20 protein-coding genes and 1 other RNA gene are annotated in these 20859 nt (G+C 45.5%); 9 read left to right on the top strand and 12 right to left on the bottom strand.

Features of this window, described 5'->3' with window-relative positions; translation table 11 throughout:
• Positions 1–61: 61 nt before the first annotated feature.
• Positions 62–1363 carry a DNA polymerase IV gene (locus NLBNIHML_RS27675; protein ID WP_339261373.1) on the bottom strand — a complete coding sequence of 434 codons (1302 nt, stop codon included), beginning with the start codon at positions 1361–1363 and terminating at the stop codon, positions 62–64.
• 530 nt (positions 1364–1893) lie between these two features.
• Here NLBNIHML_RS27675 and cimA point away from each other — a divergent pair.
• Complete coding sequence (gene cimA / locus NLBNIHML_RS27670) at positions 1894–3513, top strand: citramalate synthase (protein ID WP_339241194.1); 1620 nt, start codon at positions 1894–1896, stop codon at positions 3511–3513.
• 77 nt (positions 3514–3590) lie between these two features.
• Here the strand turns inward: cimA and NLBNIHML_RS27665 are convergent, their stop codons facing one another.
• Entirely contained in the window at positions 3591–4142 is a 552-nt protein-coding gene (locus NLBNIHML_RS27665; RefSeq protein ID WP_494353258.1) for a TlpA family protein disulfide reductase, read from the bottom strand.
• Between the two features lie 224 nt (positions 4143–4366).
• On the opposite strand from NLBNIHML_RS27665, the gene NLBNIHML_RS27660 reads away from it, so the two are divergent.
• Positions 4367–4858, top strand: coding sequence for a M67 family metallopeptidase (locus NLBNIHML_RS27660; protein WP_339241188.1), 492 nt, complete (start codon positions 4367–4369; stop codon positions 4856–4858).
• Here the strand turns inward: NLBNIHML_RS27660 and NLBNIHML_RS27655 are convergent.
• Genes NLBNIHML_RS27655 through NLBNIHML_RS27645 form a run of 3 tightly spaced genes read right to left on the bottom strand, consistent with a single transcriptional unit; the run spans position 4844 to position 8105 of the window.
• The gene (locus NLBNIHML_RS27655; RefSeq protein ID WP_339241186.1) at positions 4844–5581 is read right to left on the bottom strand and encodes an exonuclease domain-containing protein; all 738 of its coding nucleotides are present in this window, start codon (positions 5579–5581) and stop codon (positions 4844–4846) included. The genes NLBNIHML_RS27660 and NLBNIHML_RS27655 overlap by 15 nt on opposite strands.
• Positions 5578–6663 carry a DUF294 nucleotidyltransferase-like domain-containing protein gene (locus NLBNIHML_RS27650; RefSeq protein WP_445252967.1) on the bottom strand — a complete coding sequence of 362 codons (1086 nt, stop codon included), beginning with the start codon at positions 6661–6663 and terminating at the stop codon, positions 5578–5580. Before NLBNIHML_RS27650 ends, NLBNIHML_RS27655 begins: the two co-directional genes overlap by 4 nt.
• Positions 6664–6704: 41 nt before the next feature.
• On the bottom strand, positions 6705–8105 hold the full coding sequence (locus NLBNIHML_RS27645; protein ID WP_339260276.1) for an ammonium transporter: 1401 nt from the start codon (positions 8103–8105) through the stop codon (positions 6705–6707).
• 352 nt (positions 8106–8457) lie between these two features.
• On the opposite strand from NLBNIHML_RS27645, the gene NLBNIHML_RS27640 reads away from it, so the two are divergent.
• Both NLBNIHML_RS27640 and NLBNIHML_RS27635 read left to right on the top strand, forming a co-directional pair.
• Positions 8458–8886, top strand: coding sequence for a MerR family transcriptional regulator (locus tag NLBNIHML_RS27640; protein WP_017689377.1), 429 nt, complete (start codon positions 8458–8460; stop codon positions 8884–8886).
• A 27-nt stretch (positions 8887–8913) separates the two neighbouring features.
• Positions 8914–9594, top strand: a complete 681-nt coding sequence (locus NLBNIHML_RS27635; protein ID WP_338593613.1) for a zinc metallopeptidase — start codon at positions 8914–8916, stop codon at positions 9592–9594.
• Between the two features lie 36 nt (positions 9595–9630).
• Here the strand turns inward: NLBNIHML_RS27635 and gltC are convergent, their stop codons facing one another.
• Positions 9631–10542, bottom strand: coding sequence for a glutamate biosynthesis transcriptional regulator GltC (gene gltC / locus NLBNIHML_RS27630; protein ID WP_339241179.1), 912 nt, complete (start codon positions 10540–10542; stop codon positions 9631–9633).
• A gap of 70 nt (positions 10543–10612) precedes the next feature.
• Positions 10613–11239, bottom strand: coding sequence for a rhomboid family intramembrane serine protease (locus NLBNIHML_RS27625; protein ID WP_253433339.1), 627 nt, complete (start codon positions 11237–11239; stop codon positions 10613–10615).
• Between the two features lie 147 nt (positions 11240–11386).
• Here NLBNIHML_RS27625 and tpx point away from each other — a divergent pair, with 147 nt between their 5' ends.
• Positions 11387–11905: a thiol peroxidase gene (gene tpx, locus NLBNIHML_RS27620; protein ID WP_339241177.1), complete on the top strand. Its 519-nt coding sequence runs from the start codon at positions 11387–11389 to the stop codon at positions 11903–11905.
• Positions 11906–11977: 72 nt separating this feature from the next.
• Here the strand turns inward: tpx and NLBNIHML_RS27615 are convergent, their stop codons facing one another.
• The 4 genes from NLBNIHML_RS27615 to cshA all read right to left on the bottom strand — a co-directional run bounded on the left by NLBNIHML_RS27615 (position 11978) and on the right by cshA (position 15402).
• Positions 11978–12370, bottom strand: coding sequence for a DUF1499 domain-containing protein (locus NLBNIHML_RS27615; protein ID WP_017689382.1), 393 nt, complete (start codon positions 12368–12370; stop codon positions 11978–11980).
• 182 nt (positions 12371–12552) lie between these two features.
• A non-coding RNA gene (gene ssrS / locus NLBNIHML_RS27610) (6S RNA) lies at positions 12553–12744 on the bottom strand.
• Between the two features lie 51 nt (positions 12745–12795).
• Positions 12796–13608, bottom strand: a complete 813-nt coding sequence (locus tag NLBNIHML_RS27605) for a YesL family protein (RefSeq protein ID WP_017689383.1) — start codon at positions 13606–13608, stop codon at positions 12796–12798.
• A gap of 207 nt (positions 13609–13815) precedes the next feature.
• A complete protein-coding gene (cshA, locus tag NLBNIHML_RS27600; RefSeq protein ID WP_339241176.1) occupies positions 13816–15402 on the bottom strand; it encodes a degradosome RNA helicase CshA in 1587 nt (528 codons plus the stop codon).
• A 304-nt stretch (positions 15403–15706) separates the two neighbouring features.
• On the opposite strand from cshA, the gene NLBNIHML_RS27595 reads away from it, so the two are divergent.
• The 4 genes from NLBNIHML_RS27595 (at position 15707) to NLBNIHML_RS27580 (ending at position 19790) form a co-directional block, all read left to right on the top strand.
• Positions 15707–16528 carry a YitT family protein gene (locus NLBNIHML_RS27595; RefSeq protein WP_091017520.1) on the top strand — a complete coding sequence of 274 codons (822 nt, stop codon included), beginning with the start codon at positions 15707–15709 and terminating at the stop codon, positions 16526–16528.
• 173 nt (positions 16529–16701) lie between these two features.
• A complete protein-coding gene (locus tag NLBNIHML_RS27590) occupies positions 16702–16890 on the top strand; it encodes a hypothetical protein (protein ID WP_029880762.1) in 189 nt (62 codons plus the stop codon).
• Between the two features lie 161 nt (positions 16891–17051).
• The gene (locus tag NLBNIHML_RS27585; RefSeq protein WP_339241173.1) at positions 17052–18233 is read left to right on the top strand and encodes a putative glycoside hydrolase; all 1182 of its coding nucleotides are present in this window, start codon (positions 17052–17054) and stop codon (positions 18231–18233) included.
• A gap of 204 nt (positions 18234–18437) precedes the next feature.
• On the top strand, positions 18438–19790 hold the full coding sequence (locus NLBNIHML_RS27580; protein WP_339243000.1) for an MATE family efflux transporter: 1353 nt from the start codon (positions 18438–18440) through the stop codon (positions 19788–19790).
• Between the two features lie 90 nt (positions 19791–19880).
• On the opposite strand, the gene pfkA is transcribed toward NLBNIHML_RS27580, so the two are convergent.
• Positions 19881–20852 carry a 6-phosphofructokinase gene (gene pfkA / locus NLBNIHML_RS27575; protein ID WP_253433325.1) on the bottom strand — a complete coding sequence of 324 codons (972 nt, stop codon included), beginning with the start codon at positions 20850–20852 and terminating at the stop codon, positions 19881–19883.
• Positions 20853–20859: the final 7 nt, after the last annotated feature.

Below are 20859 nucleotides of genomic sequence, written 5' to 3'. Positions count from 1 at the left end.
TAAACCAAAGTAAGAATAATTACAAATCATTTTGCAACCATAAGTCTCTATTATCCCCTATTTAATCAAGACTTTGCAAGTTATCTTTTTGCAGTGAAGTCCCCCGCACTTTATGATTACGAAGCAGTACGGAAGGATCGTCCCCAAGCATGCCTGCAGTCACAACAGCATTCTCACCAAATTTATCACGTAACTGATCCATAATCCGAATCAGATTGTCCTTTTTGGGCTTCTGCTCATATTCGAACAAGTCCATCTGCACAGCAGATTCCTCTCTTGGAATCAGGTTTTGAAGTGTCACACCCAGCATACGTACAGGCTTGCCACTTCCCCAATGCTTCTCAAATAATTGACATGCCTCACGGTAAATGACGACTGCATCCTCCGTAGGAACTTCCATTAGACGTGATCGGGTGATCGTCTTCATATCGGGTGTCCGGATCGTAATCTGAATACCCTGGCTGAACATTTCGTGCTTACGCAATCTTCTGGCGACCTGATCACTTATATTGAGGAATACCCGATGAATCTCATTCATATCCGATACATCCGCCGGCAGAGTTGTCGTATGCCCAATGGACTTATTGGCTTCCCGTTCTGCGTGAACCGCGGAATGGTTAATGCCATTTGCAGAGTTTTTGAGCCAGGCTCCATTGACTCCAAATAGTTCGGTCAACATGTTCTCATCCGACTTGGCCAATTGACCAATGGTTTCAATGCCTATTTTTTTCAATTTTTCAGCCGTTTTTTTGCCAATGCCAAACATTTCGTTACATGGCCTGTGCCAAAGAATCCGGGGTACGTCCCTCATGCGCAAAATGGAGATACCGTTCGGTTTTTTCAGATCCGAAGCCATTTTCGCCAATAATTTGTTGGGTGCAATACCAATGGAACAAGGCAGTCCCAATTCATCCTTGATTCTACGCTGAATGCTCTCCGCAATCTCCATTGGATTCCCGAATTGTCTTGAGCCTGTAATATCAAGATAACACTCATCAATGGATGTTGCCTCAAGTTGAGGCGTATAACTATATGCAATCTGCATGAACGCTCTTGAATATTGACGGTATAGATGAAAATCGGGACGAATCACAATGAGGTCAGGGCACTTTTTCATGGCTTGGTGTACAACCATACCTGTTGAGATCCCTCGGTTACGAGCGGTATATGAGCAGGTTACAATTACACCCTTGCGCAGTTCACTACTTCCCGCAACGGCCGTTGCTTTTCCTCTATATAGATCCGGTTCTTCCGCTTCATGTACAGAGCAGTAGAAAGCATTCATATCCACATGCAGTATCACCCGTCCGGCTGTAGGGTAATATTGATCCACATTCGCTGGAGGATTGCCGTCTGAAGACATCATGACCCCCGCCCTTTCATGCACACTAATTAATGAAACGAATTTCTTTCTTCTATAGTATATCAAACCCGTTATGTAAATTCAGTCGCGGGCTTTTATTTTCTCCGAGATCTGATCAGAGATCGAATAACCAACCAGCCTACACTCACAAAAAGAATCAACGTGATCAGGGCAATAATCGTATTTTCCCATACAAAAGTCAAAATCAACCCTCCTTTTTTTCCACATATTCCTATTAAAACTCAATAATAAATTATAACATACATCCGGATTATGATTAACATCCTTCTTTTAGCTCTAAAATCCATTAATTATTACATGAAACTGTGATTTCGATGTAGCATTTGGCTATAATGGTGCTATAATAATTAATTATACAAATTGACAACTTTAGGACAAATCAACGCATCCAGTTTAACACAGTGTAGCGTTGCCGAATTGAAGGATTTGTCCATTACCGTACTTAACTGCTTTTCCCAACTTACAATCCAAACTTTTAAAAGAGCGCTTTATCTCAAAGGAGGATCTTCATGTCAAAGGCCATTTCCATCTTCGATACGACTTTACGTGACGGCACACAAGGGGAGGGTGTCAGCTTATCGGCAGACGACAAACTCAAAATTGCCAAGAAGCTTGATGACCTGGGTGTCCATTATATTGAAGGCGGAATTCCCGGCAGCAATACCAAGGACATTGAGTTTTTCAAAAGAGTCAAGGAGTTAAACCTGAACGCAAAGGTCGTTGCTTTTGGCAGTACACGCCGTAAAGGCAGCGTCGCCAGTGAAGACGCCAACCTGAAACGCATGATCGAATCTGGCGCCCAAGCTGCAACCTTAGTCGGTAAATCATGGGACTTCCACGTGCATACTGCTTTGCAAACCACCCTGGAAGAGAACTTGTCCATGATCTATGATTCCATCGCCTATCTGAAACAGAACGGTATGGAAGTCATCTTTGATGCAGAACACTTCTTTGACGGATTCAAACATAACCCGGAGTATGCTCAAGCTGTCTTGACCAAGGCTCACGAGGCTGGAGCGGACTGGCTCGTCATGTGTGATACCAACGGCGGGACCATGCCAAACGAGGTGTACGAGATCGTATCAACACTGCATAGAAGCCTGCCTCATGCACATCTCGGCATCCATACACATAATGACTGTGAACTGGCTGTGGCCAACACACTAAGCGCTGTACAAGCCGGAGCCCGTCAGGTTCAAGGAACAATGAACGGTTATGGAGAGCGTTGCGGTAACGCCAATCTCGCATCCATTATCCCGAACCTGCAACTGAAGCTTGGCTATGAATGTGTTACTGAGGAGTCCATGCGACAACTTACCAACGTGGCTCGTTATGTTAGCGAGATTGCCAATGTAAACATGCCGATTAATCAGCCTTATGTCGGCAATGCTGCTTTTGCTCACAAAGGTGGGATCCACGTCTCTGCCATCCTGCGGGATTCGCGTACGTATGAACACATCGTGCCTGAACTTGTCGGTAACAAGCAACGTGTGTTGGTATCGGAACTTGCCGGACAGAGTAATATTGTATCCAAAGCACAGGAACTGGGGCTTGAATTCGATCCAAGCAGTGCCAATTCACGTCAGATTATTGAGAAAATCAAAGACCTGGAGCATCAGGGTTATCAGTTCGAAGGCGCTGACGCCTCGCTCGAATTGTTAATTCGTGAGGCGAACGGTGACATGAAAGAATTGTTCACTTTCGAATCATTCAAAATGCTTGTGGAGAAAACGGCGGGCAAATCCGTAGTCTCTGAAGCTTTTGTCAAACTTAATGTAGCTGGAACAAGTGTCTATACCGCTGCTGAAGGTAATGGTCCGGTTAACGCACTCGATAATGCACTTCGGAAAGCACTGGTGCAATACTTCCCTTCACTTGCCAACATGCATCTCTCGGACTACAAAGTACGTGTACTGGATGAGAAGGATGCCACTGCTGCCAAAGTTCGTGTTTTGATCGAATCCAAAAATACGGAAAACACGTGGAACACGGTTGGTGTATCCGAGAACGTAATTGAAGCCAGTTGGGAAGCTCTCGTGCATAGTTTCCGCTATGCGCTGCTTCAAGAAAAATTGCAGGATGAGCCGGGGACACTCCCTATTCCTGCTCACGGGCTGAGTAATCATTAAAGTGTATTTCCCGGAAAATAAAAAGAAGCCTCTGTACCCATGATTCATGGATGCAAAGGCTTCTTTCTTTGCAGTAATTAATTTGCAATTAATTCTTTAATCTTACGTTCCAACTCTTTTTCGGGCAATATGCCCAGAATGATCTCCTGTATAACGCCTCTGGAGTCAATTAGAACATTCGTTGGAAAGGCGACCCCATTGTATTGAGCATACACGGTTCCCTTCTCGTCCAAGGGAATGGGGAACTTCAGTTGGTATTCATCCACAAAAGCTTTGGCATCTTTCAGTTTATCGTAGGATGTTACATTAACGCCATAGAGATCAAGCTTATCCTTATATTTCTCAGCCATTTTGTTCAGCTCGGGAGCTTCCTGTTTACACGGATCACACCACGATGCCCAGAAACTGACGAAAGTCGCCTTGTCTTTGGCGCCGCCCACATTGTACGTTTTCCCATCCATTGCTGTCAGAGAAAAAGGAGGTGCCAGAAGACCCGCACGCGGACCCGTCTCAGTAGGCATGGGTTCCTCCTGCTTAAATACGGCGGCAATACCATCACCCGCATTCTGGGCCAGTGCAATACCAACTAGTAAGACAACACCGAGGAGTATGTATATGTTTCGTTTCATAACCCGCCACCCTTTTATATAATTAACCTATTGAAACTGAAACCTTATTTCGCGCATGTTAGATGTTTACGACAATCTATTACAGATCACCAGAACATAATTCACCAATGTCCTCTTTAATATTGTACCCTTTTCCTTTAAAATTTTACAATCCACATCACAGAAAATAAAATGAAAAAGGACTCCTGCCTAAGCAGGAGCCAAAGAGAGAGGGGTGAATACAAATGGCAGCACTTCACGGACAGCAGAACACCTTCTACATCCCTTCTTCCGTAGAACAAGAGATGTGTAAGCACATGTTCCTTTCGCTGCCGCAAGAAGCCTGCGGGGTTATGCTGGGTGAAACCGCAGCGGGCGGTATACGAATCAGTCGGTTTCAGCCCATTCGTAACGTAGCACCTGACCCGCTGCACCATTTTGCTCTGGACGATGCCGAATGGATTCGGTGCGTTTTCTCCGAACCCAAACTCATCGGCATCTTCCATTCTCATCCGCAGACTAGTCCTGTTCCTTCCCTAGAGGACATGCAAGCTCTTCCCGCCTTCGCCGGTTTGCTTCAGATGTACCTCATCGGCTCACCTGACCTAACAAGCGGGTTGCGATCGCGTATGCATCTGAACGGATATCAGATTGAATCTTCGAAGGAATTGCCGGATCAAGCACACCACGTTGCGCCTTCTTACCATCTGCTTCCCGTTCCGTTATGCGTGACTTAGCTGGGTATACAAATCACCCAGGGTCTCCACATTTTTACGCATCATGTCCTCCAGATAACAGGACCATAACTGTGCAGTCATTTTCGAATCTTCCAGTGCATGGTGACGACCATAGATCGGAATGCCTCTGGATTCCAGTAATTCATCCAGACCATACCCCGGCCTGCTTGGTTCAAGCCAGCGAGCCAACATCATCGTATCAATTAAACGATGCGTCAGTCTTACTTTTGAAGTCCGCCACAACGCAGCATTGAGAAAAGCGCGATCATGCGCACTTGCGTGTGCGATCAGAACATTTCCGCCTACAAAAGACATGAAATCATGCAATCCCTCCAACAAAGTTGGCGCGTTCAGTGTCATCTCCTGTGTAATACCTGTAAGTTCAGTAATATGTTCCGGGACCGCAGTTTTGGACTGCACCACCGTATAGAACTGTTCTCCTTCCAGCACCACACCACCATGTATACGGACCGCACCAAATGAGATAATCTCATCCCCATGCTGGGGTGAAAAACCCGTCGTTTCCAGATCAAATACAACTGCGTCTAACTCGTTTAGAGGCGTATGCAGAACCTCAGGTCTGCGCTGTTCTCTCATCATCGAGCGGATAAACGCCATGTGTTGCGCCGTAGGGGCTCCCATAATGGAAGCGATGGCGGAAGGAACCCCTCCCTGACGCAGCGAATTCCAGAATCCTGTATTGCCCCTTGCCGGCTCTCTCATGGACGTCTCCTTTCTGCAAAACGCAACTGTCTTTGCAAAGCACGATGCACTCGTCGTACCAACCCGAGCGTATCCCTGAGCTCATAATGAATCTGTTTTTGTTTCATCTGTTTCTCATCCAGGAACCCGCTGCTATGTTGCAAATCCCCTTGGATGATAACCGGCGTACTTCGGCGAAACTTCAAAGCGGCTATGAAGGCCCGCTGACATGCGTCCAGTAGTGTAAACGGAACAGCTTCAAGTGAAGTCAGTCTCTCCATTCTTTTTAACGTAGATGACTCCTTGATCCCATGCTGCAAAGCCAAATAACGGGCACTGTTCACAAGTGGGATGTACAAACCATACTTGACATCAAATCCACCTGCATGTTCACCAAATCGTTCTGTGACCACACGTCCAAGTACATTTAATGTAGCTTTATGTTTAACCGTATTGCGAAGAACGGCATCCGAAAGTTCAGGAACAAGTCTGAATTGTTCATAAAAACTTGTGATCCACTCCTCTGCCAGACTCTGCTGCCCCGCAACAAAACGCATGTCTGAAGCGATGATCAGATTACGAACAGGCTCCCAATTCAGATCTGAACTCCACTCTGCCAATTGTTGCTTCCATGATGCCAGCGTTTTTCTCCACAGTGACTCTGAGCACATAACTTTTCCTTCGCACTTGGCGTAACCAAGCCCTTCCAACATATCCGTGATTCGCTGTCCAAGCTCGGCAAAGTATGCCCCTTTACCCTCATGTGGGATATCGCTAATAATCATGCCATTGTCCTGATCACTCCATAACGTTGCTTCTTCCCTGCCAGAACTGCCAAATACGATAAAGGCATAGGGGACGGGAGGTTGGCCTAAGCCTTCCTCAACCATCCCCTGAATGCATAACTCTACTGCTTTCCGTGCAATCCGGTCATGCAGTTCATTTACCGTTTGGTACCACTCGATTGGCGACAAGGAAGCGGACAACAAATCCTGGAGCTCATTCTGTAATATCACACGTGCCTGGCGCAGTTCTGGAACAGACACCGCACCATCGATTCCCTGATAAGACCAGGAGTAGTTTGTAAACGAGATGGGTTCCATCATGTCCAGCCTCCTTGATGCATGTTTCAGCATTATCCAACTCAGGAGCTGAACGTACCACCATTGGATTTTGAATCTACGCTTTTCATTTGTTCAGGGTATCCGTAAGTACCGTGCTCACTGATATCCAGACCCATTGTTTCTTCTTCTTCAGTAACACGGATGCCCATGATCGCTTTCATTCCGCCCAGAATAATGAAGGACATCACCAGTACGAAGGCAAAAGCACCCGCCAGACCTAGAAGTTGTACGCCCAATTGGTGGAAGCCACCGCCATAGAACAGACCCGCTTGACCTACACCAGCATTCTCGGCAAGTTCAGGAGTAGCGAACAAACCTGTGGAAATCGCACCCCACATACCCGCAATACCATGTACGGAGAAAGCGTAGATTGGATCGTCAATTCCTTTACGATCGAAGTACTGTGCTGTGAAGAATGTGATGATACCCGCCAAAGCACCGATAACCAGCGCTGCCCAAGGCTCAACGAATGCACATGCCCCTGTAATCGCAACGAGTGCCGCAAGCACACCGTTTAACATGCTAGGAATATCTGACTTACCAAGTACTGCCCACGAGATTAACAGCGCAGCAACACCACCTGCTGCTGCAGCTACGTTAGTAGTCAATGCAACATAACCGAAGAATCCATCCCCCATGGCAGATAACGTACTACCTGGGTTGAATCCAAACCAACCGATCCAGAGGATAATAACCCCGAGTACCGAATACACTTGGTTGTGACCTGGAATGATGTTAGGTTTGCCGTCTTTGTTATATTTACCGATACGTGGTTTCAACAAGATGGTAGCTACCAATGCTGCAGTCGCACCAGTTAAGTGAACTACCGTCGATCCTGCAAAGTCTTGCATACCCAGCTCAGCCAACCAGCCGCCGCCCCATACCCAGTGAGCAACAACCGGATACATAATAATGGTATACAATGTACCAAACACGATATATACGCTCATCTTTGCACGTTCAGCCATACCACCGCAGGCAATGGCCAGAGATACCGCCGCAAAGGCGAGGTGGAATACAAATTTGATAGTCAGTGGAACATCGGAGAAAGCCAGTGATTCGAAGGAAGCAGCCATACTGTCTCCACTTAGGAAGAATCCGGTAGTCCCAAAAAATCCATTACCATTACCGAAGCCTAGACCAAAACCCAGCCCCCAGAAGGCAATAACTGAAATTCCCAATGTCAGGATGGTCTTACCTGCAATGTGTCCTGCATTCTTCATCCGTGTTGAACCCGCTTCGAGTAAAGCAAATCCGCCTTGCATCAAGAATACGAGTACCACAGCCAGAAACGTAAAGGCTGAGTTCAAACCGCTTTGAAGTTCAATGTTAGTTGGACCCTCCGCAGCCGCAAATGCGCTGACCGGAAAAGCGAACAAAGTAAGCATTACTAACATGGAAACCAACCATTTCTTTCTCATATACCCCACTCCCTCTTATGTTAAGTTTCTTCACATAACGTGAAACTCTTAATGTCATTATAAGCAGAAGAGAGGAAAGTTGACAAGAGTATTTTCATCAAAACTGAAAATTATTTCTGGGAATAAAGTCATACGTCTTTTTCTTGCACTTAAGTACATAATCACATTCTATGAGTACATAGATATAGAAATGCGGTATCCTGATCGCCAAAGCATAACGTTTGACTGTACGGTTAAAGATCATGTATCATACTTATTAGTAAGAAAAATTGGGCGTAGTATAGAAATTCGCAACTGGAAACTACAATTCCCTACATTTGAACTTGCAAGCGAGGTGAATATCATTGGGGATATGAAACTTTTTCGGATTGGCGAACTCGCCAAGACCGCTGGTGTGAGTGAACGGACGATTGATTATTACACAAAGCTTGGGTTGATCGCTCCCGAAGAACGTACACAAAAAAATTATCGTCTCTATAGTAATGAAACTTTAACGAGGCTTGAACGTATTGTACAGATGAAACAAGAGAAGTATAGTCTCGACGAGATTAAGCAATCTCTTGAGAAGTGGCGTCTGGTTAGTACAGAAGAACAAGTTGCCAGCAAATTGACAACATTGGAACTTCACGTACAACAACTTGAGCGAGAGGTTAATGAACTCAAACCGCTACTTGGAGAGATGAAACCTGTACAAGCACGCAAAATGATGGCAGGACTTCTCACCAAAAGCGCCGGTACAATGGAGGCACTTAAAATCTTGCTTGAGAACACCATGATGTAGCTTATTTCAGAAAGCGGAGGAATGAATATGAGTTTTAATAACGGTATGTTCGTATTGATCATTATCGCCTTTTTGCTCTCTTTATGGGCGCAATTTCGCGTTAAAGGTACATTTAGACGTTGGTCGGAGGTCCCGAACCAAAACGGAATGACGGGTTACGATGCTGCTCGCCAGATGCTGGATGCTAACGGCCTGCATGATGTTCCCATTGAACCTGTACGCGGCACGCTCTCAGATCACTACGATCCGATCAATCGGGTTGTACGGTTATCAGAACCAGTATATTATGAAAACTCAATCTCAGCTGTTTCGGTAGCCTGCCATGAAGTTGGTCATGCCATTCAGCATAAAGAAAGTTATCCAATGCTGGCACTGCGTCACCGGATCTTTCCCATTGTGAATTTCGCATCCGGATTAGCTCCATTCCTGCTGATTGCAGGATTCCTCTTCAATGCCATGAACCTTGTAGGGATCGGTATCATCTTCTTCTCTGTAACTGTAGCATTCCAACTCATCACGTTACCGGTTGAGTTCAATGCGAGTAACCGTGCTAGAGAAATTATGGTATCTGAAGGGTACATCCGTAATGAAGAAGAAAAAGGTGTTGCAAAAGTCCTGAACGCCGCAGCCTTGACTTACGTCGCTGCAGCGTTGATCTCACTGCTTGAGTTGATTCGTTACATCGGAATCTTCAATAGCCGCGATTAATTGCATAGCTCATACAACAAAAACAATACCCCACCGTTAATCGGATGGGGTATTGTTCTGTTGTAAACCAAAATAATGAAGCAAAAATGAACGAAAGGACTGGGCAACCAGCGGCAACTTGTCATCTGCACGGTGAATTAACCCAATGGTCCGTGTTACTTTTGGATGGGAGATGGCGACATGTGCCGGTTGCAACGGGTTTGTCTGGAATAGCGCCATCTCAGGCAGGAGGCTGACCCCCATGCCCGCAGCGACCAATCCGCGGATCGTGTCGGTCTCTTCCCCTTCAAAAGCAATTTTGGGTGTAAAACCAGCTTCCAGACAGGCATGCCACACAATAGGACGAAGAGAATAACCTTTGCTAAACAATACAAATTTATCATCCTTGAGTTGTTCAAGCGCAATGGTCTCTTCACCAGCTAACGGGTGATTCGGAGGAAGGATGGCATGTAATTCTTCCGTGAGTACAATATCACCAGCCACTTGATCATGCTTCTCTGGAAAAGGAGAAATGAATGCCAAGTCTACCTCTCCCGATAACACGTCACGAATCAATGTAGGGAACATCCCCTGCTTGAATCTGAATTTCACGTTAGGGTAGCGCTGACGAAAAGCAGCTACAACGGAAGGAATGAGATGAATCCCCAGGCTATGCGGGAATCCAATGCGGATCTCCCCATGCTCCGGGTCAAGAAACTCATGAACTTCCCCGACTGCTTTGTCCAAATCTTTTAATATACCTTCAATTCGTTTGCAAAAAAGCTGTCCTACTGCAGTCAACTGCAGGTTTCGCCCCTTTTGCATAAAAAGGTCCACGCCCAGTTCTTCTTCCAGCTGATGAATCTGACGACTCACCGCCGACTGTGCCACATGCAGCTCTTCAGCAGCCTGTGTTACATGTTCCTTCTGTGCCACTTTCAAAAAGTAATGCAACTGTCTTAATTCCACTCGTCCTGATCGCTCCAATCTGTTATACCCTACTTATCCTTGACTGCATTCCATCTTGAGAACGTTCTGACTACCGCTTTAAGCTGCGAGGTTTCCACAACCTGATCAACAGTCCGTAAATAAAGAATCCACCCAACAATCCTCCGAGGTGCGCCATCCAATTGATGCCCGACATCGCGAAAGAGAATATGATCCCGAACAAAAGCAGCGTGTACATCGTTTTGCGCGAAGCCTCGTCCATCATCGTTCGCTGGAACAGCGCTACATACAGGAATGCACCATAGACGGCATAGATCGCTCCAGAAGCACCTACGGAGATGGTGATACTTCCAATCGAGTTGTACCATGCAACAGCAAGGATATTACCCAATACACCACCACCCAGATACAATACACCATACCTTACCGACCCGAGCAAACGTTCCATTGGTGGTGCAAATACAATTAACGCAAAGCTGTTAAACAATAAATGACTGAAGCCCGCATGCAGAAAGATCGATGTAATGTAACGCCACCACTCCTGTGCGAACAATTCATGATTCGTAAGTGCTCCGAATTTCAGCAGCACCATATTGTTCGTTGAGCCACCGTTCACCGTTAACACAATAAACATCACAACATTGGCAATTAAAAAAATCGACGTCAAAGGGAAATACTTCAGATAACCTTTCCAGTTCTCATAGCGAATAAATATCATAAATTTCTTCTTTCACTCCACCCTGTTCAGATCGGACTTAATCTCTGATCCATCGTAATGGTACATGTCCGAATTGGACAATGCCTTTCATAAAAGATTATAATGGATTTTGGCACGGATCACCAATTTATAAGGAGGAACATTATTATGACACAAGAACGTACAGGCGCAGCCACATTCAAAGGCAACCCTATTACATTGATCGGACCCGAACTGAAAGTGGGCGATCAAGCACCTGATTTTACACTGAGCAAAAACCTGGTTGAAGATGCTTCCCTGAAAGACTACGCAGGCAAAATCAAATTAATCAGCGTTGTTCCTTCGCTGGATACTGGCGTATGCGATGCGCAAACTCGTCGTTTCAACGTTGAAGCTGGAGAACTGGGAGACAATGTTGTTGTCTTGACAGTAAGCGTTGACCTCCCGTTCGCTCAAGCCCGTTGGTGCGGGGCAGCTGGTGTCGACCGCGTAGTTACATTGTCAGACTACAAAACACGTTCTTTCGGTGAAGACTACGGCGTTCTGATCAAAGAATTCCAACTCGACATGCGCTCCATTTTTGTTTTGGATGCCGAAGACCGGATTACATATGTGGAGTATTTGCCTGAAATGACAGACTCCCCTAACTTCGAACAAGCCATTGCTGCTGTAAAAGCTTTGCTGTAGAAGTTACCACACGTTCAGAACAAAAGCGAGGAAGGTTAACCTTCACTCGCTTTTTGTTATTTATCATCTATTTCAATCATTCGCTTTATACTTGCTTAGCTTCTTGTCCAGTACGGAGAATAAGTTCATAATCGTGCGATAATTCGAACCCAAATCTCCAAGCGAACCACGTGAAGCTGAATACATATCCACCGCACTACGAACAGGACTTACCGAGATAATGGAAACTGTAATATCCATCGTCCGTCCAAAGGTAGTCCGCTTCTCCAGTATAACTTCTCCAACAGAAGGCACTTCGTGCAGCACTTTATAACCCGGAATTTTTTTGAGTGTTGAAGAAACCTCTTCCCAAGCTCTGTCTTTAGATAAGTTATAATACCGTGTTTTTAATTTGGGATCCTTGGCTCGATCGCTGGTCCCCTCCATGCTGCGGATGATACCGACGAGCGTTCTCTTTAAGGTCAAGACCCTTCCTCCTTTGATTGTAACCGTTCCATTTATGTATCTAAGTGTAACATTGTTCAAGTAGTAACAAAAGGGTAAGCATCATATTTATCACAAAACCAATCAAAAACAATCATCACAACTTAAAAACACCCTGAGATTCCTTCAGAAGAGGGAAAGTCAGGGTGCTGTACATGAAAATTTAGGAACCCGCCTATGCCGTCCGGCTACATTGTCTTATGAACCTGCTTGGCAGGTGGGTGACCGCAAAAATGCTTTTTGAAGTCCCCATGTCGTATAGACAGGGCTTTTCAGCAACATTCTGTGTTGATCTCCCGAAGACATCATCATTGGTTCAAAACAACGAATAACCGAAACGTACATCGCAGGATGTACAATTATTATATCCCTAACTGTGTAAAAAGTAAATGGCGATTCATCATGTTTTATTTTTGCAATGTAATGTTTTTGTCGTCTGATGGCTCAGATGTTTCACCATTCTCTGCTGATTGTTCAGCCAGCGCAGCAGCTTCCTCTTCTTCCTTCTTCAACTGCATCTTTTCCATCTGCTCCTGCATTTTGTTGAAGGTTGCGTAGAAGTTAAAGAACGCGAACCAGGCAATGATGCTGATAATGAAGAAGACGAACAATACCGGATAACGGAAACCAATGTAGAACAGTAGTCCGCTTCCCAGCAATGTGGAAAATACACGGAATGGTCTGATCAGCGTTAACAGTACTGCATTTTTGATAATGAGTCCAATGGACATGTGATAATGTACAACCATTGAGAAAAAGTTAAAGAGTGATACAAATAACAAGAGAAGCAGCACAAGCATGATGATTCCCACGAGCTGCATGTTGCGGAACTGGGTCATGTACACCGTATAATCCAGATACATGATCGCGAACAACAATGTGTAAAAAATGCCCCCGATTAAACTTTGCTTGTAGTTTTCTTTGTAACCTACAAAGAACGTACGGAAGATTGGCACATCCGTATCTCCCATATTCCATTTACGAACAACCGTAAACAGCGCCGACGTCGCCGGGAATAGTGTAAGCGGTGCCACAATGGCTATAGCCCAGTTCATTTGCAATGATTCGTTGGCGAGGTTCTGCTGCATAACGAGCAGTTTCATAATCAAGAAAAACAAGAACGGAGACGAACAAATAGCCCACAACAGATTGGTTGCGGCCAGTCTCGTAATCCACTCTGTAAGCCGGTAGATCCCACCCATAGCTCCTTTAAATTCCAAACATTTCTCCTCCTCCGCAGCCTTGCGTATTACCTGAAGTCTAATATTAATATACCTTATTATAGATAGGAAAAGCCAGTACTTCCCGAAAAGAGATCAGCTCCGCCTTTGACCAGCGCTTTGCTTAATCAGCAAAAAAGAAAATAGCCATCTAAAAATAAAAAAATGGAGCAGTTGCCTGCTCCATTTCAAGTTCACACATTTATATTACTCGAAAGAGGAATCTTTTGCTGGACGACGTCCTTCGTTGGAGCTTGGACGAGGTTTGCGGTCACGGTTGTAACCACCTTCTCTGCTTCCGCCACCAGTGCTGCTGCCGCTGTTACGATCACGGTTGTAGCCACCACGTCCGCCGCCACCGCTGTTGCGATCACGGTTGTAGCCACCACCACTGCCGCTGCTGCGGTTACCGCTATAGCCAGATGGTTTACGTCCGCCAGAGCGAACATCCGGTTTGCGACGCTTCGCACGGATTGGATCTTCAGGAGTCAGGTCAACTTGAGCATCTTTTTTGTCACCTGTCAGGAGCTTCAGAGCAGCCGACAACAGTTGAACAGAATCATATTGCTCAAGCATTTGAATCGCGATACCTTTGTATTCGTTCAATTCGCCCGATTGTACGATTTCCAGCAAGCGTTCTGCTGTCAAACGTTGTTTTCCTTCAACAGCTTCTGCCATTGTTGGCAGTGGTTTACGTGGAATACGGTGACGTGTTACACGCTCAATGAAGTGCAAGTGATCAATCTCACGCGGTGTAACGAAGGACCAAGCAGCACCCTCTTTACCCGCACGACCTGTACGACCGATACGGTGAACATAGCTCTCCGGATCTTGCGGAAGGTCAAAGTTCACAACGTGAGTTACGCCGGATACATCGAGACCACGTGCAGCTACGTCTGTTGCAACGAGTACATCAATACTGCCGTCACGGAACTTACGCATTACTGTATCACGTTGATTCTGGGAAAGGTCACCATGGAGACCATCAGCAGAATATCCACGTTTTTGCAGAGCTTCAGCCAATTCATCAACACGACGTTTGGTACGTCCGAATACGATCGCCAGTTCAGGAGATTCCATATCCAGCAAACGGCTAAGTGCTTCGAATTTTTGACGCTCAGGAACTTCAATGTAAGCTTGGTCGATCAATGGTGCACTTACTTGTTTAGGAATTACAGATACGTGTTCAGGGTTGTTCAAGAATTGTTGAGCCAATTTTTGAATGTTAGGAGGCATTGTTGCTGAGAACAGCATCGTTTGACGCTCGTCTGGTACTTGTTTCAGGATAGACTGAATATCCTCCATGAAACCCATATCGAGCATTTCATCTGCTTCATCCAATACAACAGTTTGTACATCATCAAGTTTGATTGTTTTGCGGTTGATGTGGTCAAGGAGACGTCCAGGTGTACCAATGATAATTTGTGGTTTTCTTTTCAGTGCGCGAATCTGACGAACGATATCTTGTCCGCCATAGATTGGCAGGGAGCGCAGACCTTTGAAGCGAGTGAGTTTTTCGATCTCTTCAGCAACTTGGATTGCAAGTTCACGTGTAGGTGCCATAATGAGGGCGCGGATTTTTTCGTCACTTTTAGTGATTTTGCTGATCAATGGAATACCGAATGCAGCTGTTTTACCAGTACCCGTTTGTGCTTGACCAATCAAGTCTCTTCCTTCAAGCGCCAAAGGAATTGATTTGGATTGGATTGGTGTTGCTTCTTCAAACCCGAGCTCAGTGATGGCTTGCAGCACCAGCGGTTCAAGATTGAAATCTGTGAAATTTAAATTTGTCAAAATTATTCATACTCCTTTTATATGGTGGACATGGTGGACAATCCACTTTGTTGTCTGTATTCTTAAGTAGCGTTAATATTTATAGGGTATCCCAACTGGGCAAATTATTTTCACGAACGATTATAATTCCATGAATGGGTCCCCAACATAAGACTAAAACTACATACATGTGTTTGAAACATTTCAAATTTTATCGTTCCATTTGGGAAAAGTTTCCTACTCAAGAATATCCACAAATCATTATATCACAAAACAATTCAAGATTACCAGCAATCTGGTTTTAAATATAAATGAGGTGATTAAATTGCCCAAAATAATTTGGCACTCTTTAGTGATCATTTTGGGTGCCGCAGCTATTGCTTGCGGCTTTAACTGGTTCTTGGTCCCCCATCAGCTTTTAAGCGGCGGGGTATCCGGTATTTCAATGCTTCTGGGTTATTTTACAACGTTGAATCTTAGTATAATGTATTTTGTTCTTAACATTCCCCTGCTCATTGCAGGTTGGTTTATTCTTGGACGTCGTTTCATTACATTAAGTATTCTCTCGGTAGCAGCCACTTCTTGGTTCATTGCGCTTCTGCCTGTTTTTGCTGTGGCTACAGACCCTTTGCTTAGTTCTGTATTTGGCGGTGTACTCATTGGAATGGGCACTGGCGTTTCCTTCCGCGTCGGCGGCTCCACAGGAGGACTCGACATTGTTGGGTCCATTTTCACACGTAAACGAGACTTTCCGATTGGTACAGTGATGGCCGGCATGAACGGTTCGATTATTATGCTTGCAGGATACCTGAGTGACAATTGGAATACAGCCTTGGCCTCCATGGTATCCATTTACATCACAGGCAAGGTGCTTGATCTGATCCATATCAGTCACGTCAAGGTAACCCTGTATATTATCACAAACGAAACCGAAGCCATGTTGAAAAAATTACTTGTTCGGCCTCGTGGAGTTACCAAAATTAAGACTCAGGGAGCATACACGGATATTGAAAAGGACATGCTCATGACCGTTACCACCCGCTACGAGCTGGTTGAAATTAAACGAATTATCAAGGATACCGATCCAAATGCTTTTGTTAACATAGTGGAAACGGTTGGTGTTATGGGCTCATTTCGCAGAAGTTAAGACACCTGTACGGTTAACAATTCACAACATTGTGGTATAATAACGGTGTACGGCTCCTAAATATGTTGTATAGCAGGTTCAACCCTTCAATTTCACAGGCCATATGCTTTCCCGAATGCACCGAATGACTTACCATTTTGGAATTCGAGTAGGAAAGGGTGATTAATGTGGATATGGAAACGGTAAAACTGTTTGAAATTGTCAACAGATGGTGCCCGGAAATGCTCCCTTTCTTGAAACCGAATGAACTCGACTCACTGATTGTCCTCCGGGATGGGCTGGGCATCCTGGAACAGGGAGACGCAATGGAAATCATTCAGTACAGTATTTGTGAGCATCAAAATGAGATTTACATTCAATAATTTTTTTCAGATTGATCACGCCGCTTTTTGCAGGGGATTTCCTCTGCAGGAAGCGGTTTTCATTTTTTCCATGTGTTTCATTACTTGCTTAATATGGTTAAAAGCCCGGAGGCTTTAATGTATAATTCATATATGGAATGCACATAAGGGAGTGGAAATGAATGAACATGTTTTTGGCTTTATTGGCTATGGCCTTTGGAAGCTTTGGTGGTACCCCCGCAGCAGCGGATCAGGGAAACCCCCAGTTCCAATCGTTAACCAACAGTTTTAACACCGCAATCATCCAATCTCAAAAAGATCAGGTCGTTATTGATGCTGATAACCCACCTGCCAAAATGGATCCTCAACCTGACGCACCTGTGGTCAAAGGTATTTACGTCACAGCCTACAGCGCTGGCGGCGCACGTATGAAAGAATTGCTAGAACTGACAGACAGTACCGAACTGAATGCCATGGTCATTGATATCAAAGACGATCTCGGATACATAACTTATCCCACAGAAAACAAAGCGCTACAGAAAATGGGCAAATCCCAACCCTTTATTCGGGATATCGATGCCTTGATGAAACGGCTGCAAAAACACGATGTCTACCCGATCGCACGTGTCGTTGTATTCAAAGATACGATTCTTGCCAAGAAGAATCCAGAGCTTTCCTTCCGAAATAAGGATGGATCTGTATGGGCCAATGGCAAAGGCGACAGCTTCGTGAATCCGTACAGCAAGGAAGTGTGGGACTATAATATCGAGATTGCAAAGGAAGCGGCCAAACTTGGATTCAAAGAAATTCAATTCGATTACGTTCGTTTCCCGGAAGGTTTCGAAACTCGGGCCGATGTACTGAAATATACCAAGTCCGACAAGTCACGGGTCGATGTTGTGGCTGAATTCGTGCAATATGCACGCAAGGAGCTCGCACCGTTAGGTGTTCGTGTCTCAGTGGATATTTTCGGTTATGCCGCTTCTGTACCTGCAGCTGAAGGCATTGGACAAGATTTTGTGAAAATATCCGAAAATGTGGACGTCATCTCTCCGATGGTATACCCTAGTCACTATTCAACGGGATGGTATGGAGTGAAGGACCCTGACAAAGATCCTTACACCACCATCAAGGGCTCCATGGAAGACACACACAAGAAACTGGACCCTACCAAAGAGCTCAAACCCGTCATTCGTCCGTGGATTCAGGACTTCACGGCAAGTTGGCTTGGAAGTGGGCATTATATCAAGTATGGCAAGAAACAAGTGGAAGACCAGATTAGAGCGATGAAAGACATGGATGTGCATGAATATCTGCTCTGGAATGCGTCCAATCGTTATACATCCGGTGTACAATATGAGTAATCCGCACTTTTGCATATCTTTGTATTCATCCAACCTCGCTCCGCTTCAGGCGGAACGAGGTTTTTTATGCTTGCCTTTCTCGATTGTGCCTCTCTTCTGCTTCTGTCCCTATTCAAATCGGACAAAATCCACTACAATGAATAGCTGTCCAGATATGACACTTGGATGACATCACTTTAGAATAGCGAGGCACTGCCAGTGAACATGAACACAACAAGTTTTTCACAAAAAGTGAAGCAATTCCTGATTATATTTTTGCCCATCTTCACCACTCAAATCGCCCTCTCTGCCATGTCGTTCTTCGATACGAATATGTCAGGCAAGTTTTCCCCGGCCGACCTTGCAGGTGTTGCGATTGGCACAAGTCTGTGGATGCCAGTTCAAACTGGACTAAGCGGCATTCTAATTGGCATAACCCCCGTTGTATCTCATCTGTTAGGTTCCAAACGTAATGATCAGATCGGATATAACGTCATACAGGCGTTGTATCTTGGCATTGCTGTCAGTCTAGTCGTTATCGGAGCCGGGGCCTTGTTACTTGGCCCTATACTAAACGGAATGCCTTTGGAACCCCACGTTGCCCAAGTAGCCTTTTATTTTCTGTGTGCACTCGCTTTTGGCATTATCCCGCTCTTCGGATATACCGTGCTGCGCAGCTTCATGGATGCACTTGGCCAGACGCGAACGACAATGTTCATTACACTGGTCTCGCTGCCCGTTAATATCTTGCTGAATTACCTGCTGATATTCGGCCGCTGGGGCTTTCCCCAACTGGGCGGCGTTGGTGCTGGAGTTGCTACAGCTTGTACGTACTGGCTCATCTTTCTCATTAGTCTCTTTTTTGTCCATCGGATGGAGCCTTTCGCCCAATACGGTATTTTCCGTCAGTGGACCCGCGTATCCCTGGCCAAGTGGAAAGAGTTACTCAAGATCGGGGTTCCGATTGGATTCGCGACTTTTTTCGAAACGTCCATCTTCGCTGCGGTGACTTTAATGATGAGCCGATTTGATACCACAACGATCGCTGCCCATCAGGCGGCTCTGAACTTCGCTTCTACGCTCTACATGCTGCCTGTGAGCATATGTATGGCTCTTACGATCCTTGTAGGTTTTGAGGCAGGTGCAGGGCGTCTGAAAGATGCCAAACAGTACAGTCTGCTTGGCATTGGTGGAGCCATCGGACTCTCCCTGCTGACAGCCATCGTGTTGATTGTGTTCGGTGAACAGATTGCAGGTGTGTACTCAAACGATCGAGAGGTCATTGCACTTACGCAGCATTTCCTCATTTACGCCATTTTCTTTCAGATCTCGGATGCCATTGCTACACCGACCCAGGGAGCATTGCGTGGCTACAAAGATGTGAATCCGGCACTAATCATTACGTTCATAGCTTATTGGATTATTGGCTTGCCTGTTGGTTATCTAACGGCTACATATACTTCTCTCGGTGCCTTTGGATACTGGATCGGACTCATTGCCGGCCTTGCTGTAGGAGCAACAGCGCTTCTCTGGAGACTCTTTCGGATACAAAAACACGCTGCACTGCGCAAGGCGTAACATTAATATTCACTTCCGTAAAAACGTAAAACAACAAAAAGAGCACAATCCTCGTTCATGCGGGATTGTGCTCTTTGTTTTTGAATCGAATTATTGGGACAAACGTTGTGCAAGCTCGTAAGTCTCCATATCAAAATCTTTTTTCGTGTTAACGACTTTATCAATATCCGTCAGGGTAAGTTCACCCTTGATAATGCCACAACCTTTGTCTGTCTCGCCTGCGATCAGACTACGAACAGCGAAGTCGCCCAGACGGCTCGCCAGGTTACGGTCGAAAGGTGTTGGCGTACCCCCACGCTGAATATGACCCAGAACGGTTACACGCGGCTCATATGTCGGGCAACGTTCCATCAGTTCTTTCGCCACATCCTCACCCTTGCCCACGCCTTCTGCAACGATGATAATACTGTGACGTTTACCATGTGCAAAGTTAGCTTTCATCCGATCTGCCACTTCGTCCATGTCAAACGGAACTTCCGGCACAAGAATGGTTTCAGCACCCGAAGCAAGTCCGGCATGCAGAGCAATATCCCCACAGTGACGACCCATAACCTCAACGATGGAAGAACGTTCGTGTGAAGACATCGTATCACGCAATTTGTTTACTGCGTCAACTACTATGCTTACAGCTGTATCAAATCCGATCGTATAGTCGGTGAATGAAATATCATTATCAATTGTTCCTGGCAGACCCATTGTGTTAATGCCCAGTTTGCTCAGTTTGTTTGCTCCGTTGTAGGAACCGTCTCCACCGATAACAACCAGACCGTCAATGCCACGTGCACGCAGAATGTCCGCACCTTTTTGCTGGCCTTCAGCTGTGTAGAACTCCTTGCAACGTGCCGATTGTAGAACCGTTCCCCCACGTTGGATGATATCCCCTACACTCCGCAAATCCATTGGGAAAATGTCATTATTCAAGAGACCTTGGTATCCACGTTGAACTCCATATACTTCGAGACCGTGAAACAGTCCGCTGCGAACAACCGCACGAACGGCCGCGTTCATCCCCTGTGAATCACCACCGCTCGTTAACACTGCGATTTTCTTTACTGCTGTCATGATGTTT

Source organism: Paenibacillus sp. JNU01 (assembly GCF_059130585.1).
This window is presented reverse-complemented; position numbering and strand designations above follow the sequence as displayed.